Origin of the sequence: Rhizobium acaciae, assembly GCF_025941625.1 — a bacterium.
In the GTDB taxonomy this organism is placed as follows: domain Bacteria; phylum Pseudomonadota; class Alphaproteobacteria; order Rhizobiales; family Rhizobiaceae; genus Rhizobium; species Rhizobium acaciae.
Map to the genome: position 1 here is coordinate 1 of NZ_JAPCZO010000064.1, position 2,101 is coordinate 2,101.

The window sequence follows — 2,101 nt, forward strand, 5'->3', positions numbered from 1 at the left end:
TGAGGTGGAAACCCGGTTGCGGCGGGCCATCGATCAGATCCGCCGCGCCGAAGCCATTGAAGGTGGCACCGCGCAGGCCGTATTTGGCGGCCTCGATTTCCGCCACTGCGCCGCCAAGAGAGTGGCCGGCGGCGAAGACGTGTTCCTTGGGGATGCCCTGCCTGGCCGCCTTGGCGATCATCTGCGCGGTGAACGCATCGGCCGCGGCAGTTTGCGCGTTGACGGTATCGCGCACCATTTTGGCATCGACGGCGATGTCCTGCAGCGTGGTGAGCGCGTGGTCGGCCTTTTCGGCCTTGGTTGCGCCGGAAAATAAACCTGGGTCGGTGCCGCGGTAGGCGATGATGATGTTATGCGGCTTATCTATACTCTGATATGCAGTTGCATGAAAACCGGTAGCTAGGTCACCTGCGTAGCCGAAGACTTGGTATTTTTTTCCATCTAGGAAAACGGCTTGTGGCGAATCAATATCACTTCTTAGGCGATTGGCATACGAGTCATTAGCTGCGTCAGCGAGCGCTTGATCGATGGACTTCATAGCTTGACTTACTTGACAGCGATAGTGACTGGGAAATACGCATCGGGGTGTTGAAGCACTTCATCGTCTTCTGCGGTTAGGTCTTGAGCACCATATTTAACGAGAGACCGATCCCCATATGCACTCTTTTTGAAATAGCTAGCCTCAGGACTGTCGCGCAGGAGTTCGTCCAACATACCGACCCAATTGAATCTTACGCCTTGCCCTGCAGCACTAATGCCCACGCTTGTGACATCCCAATGGCACACGCCAAGCTTGAAGTAATCCTCGTCCAACAAGGCGTCGCGATAGAAATATCCTTTCCAGGTGTTGTCGTCCACGCGAACCATGGAAACGTCTAGCCCGGTATTGGGGAGGTGCTGCTCCCCAATGAATGGGATCATCGGCACGCATTTTGTGTTTGCAACCTCGTAGCTGATATACGCCTTAATCGAGTCCCACGGCCCTGGCGCATGCGAGGTGGCAATGACTTCGTAGCGCTTCACCGGATGCGGGTTCAGGTGACCAGTTGCGCCGTCGTTGCCGACATCGATGCCTTTCGAGCAACCCGCAGCGGCCACGGCCATGGGCATGATGGCGGCAGCGGCCAGGTGGTGCAGTTTCATCGGGTCGTCCTCGGGCGGGTAAATCGCGGATGCGGCAGTAACGGATGGCGGCGGCGGCAGGTTGGGTTTGCGCTTGGGGTGCACCGGCAATCCGCCGGCCGGCAGCGGGCCGAGCCTGTCGCGCACCTGGGCATTGATGATGGCCACATCGCGCAGCAACTGCGCATCGTGATGCGGATCGCGCACCGTGCGTGCACGCGGACGATAGGGGTTGTCGCTGTGGTCGTTGGTGTCGCGGCTCATCACGCGTTCTCTCTCCTTATTGTGTGGCCAGGTCTCCAACCTGCGCACGCGATCTTACGCCAAGAACCCTATGCTGCCATGGCTTGACGTGTCCATGGGACCAGCGAGGCCATGGCCAGCGGCGCCAGGGGGATGACGGACGCGCCATAGGCACCGGCCTCGCGCGCCGCCGACGCCACGCGTTCGTCCAGGTCGTGCGCGGCACGGCCGGTCGCATGGGCGACGCCGGCACCGTAGAGCAGGCCGTGTTCGGCCCCCTGCACCGGCGCGTTGCGTTCGATGCCGGCGCGGATGGACGGGTCGGCCTGCAATGCCAGGACTTCGTTCACCTGCCGCTGCACATTCGGCGACAGCTGGCCCTGGCCGGTGTGGCCGTGCATCTGCCGCAGCGACTGCGCCAGTTCCGCGCGGGCGCGCGACACATCGCTGCCGAACTGGTCGATGGCCGTCTGATGCTGCGCGTAGCGTTGCGCCGCTTCCTGGAAGCGTTGGGGGTGCAGTATGTTGTCCGGGCTCTTGCTATTGAAATGCTGCTGCCCGCCGTGGTCGTCCAGCCGCATCGCGATCAACGCATTGGGCGGCGGCGCGCCGGCCGGCGCATCCAGATAACGCCCAGCGCGCAGGCTCTGGATGTCGTTCTGGCTGGCCAGCGACACCACCTCGCCGAGATGCGGGCTGGCCGCGCTCACCACGTCGCCGGCCATGCGGTAGTTGC

The 2,101-nt window shown here is 62.0% G+C and carries 3 protein-coding genes; all 3 read right to left on the reverse strand.

Features of this window, described 5'->3' with window-relative positions; translation table 11 throughout:
• Window positions 1–538, reverse strand: a 538-nt coding sequence (locus tag OLZ32_RS39045) for a hypothetical protein (RefSeq protein ID WP_264425707.1), incomplete at its 3' end; no start/stop codon positions are given.
• 8 nt (window positions 539–546) lie between these two features.
• Complete coding sequence (locus OLZ32_RS39050; protein ID WP_193565965.1) at window positions 547–1,386, reverse strand: hypothetical protein; 840 nt, start codon at window positions 1,384–1,386, stop codon at window positions 547–549.
• A gap of 68 nt (window positions 1,387–1,454) precedes the next feature.
• On the reverse strand, window positions 1,455–2,101 hold a 647-nt coding region (locus OLZ32_RS39055), incomplete at its 5' end, for a hypothetical protein (RefSeq protein ID WP_264425711.1).

What these genes read in the sequence shown, in the direction of transcription:
- OLZ32_RS39050 (WP_193565965.1), bottom strand. Translation starts at nt 1,386, where the DNA reads ATGAGCCGCGACACCAACGACCACAGCGACAACCCCTATCGTCCGCGT.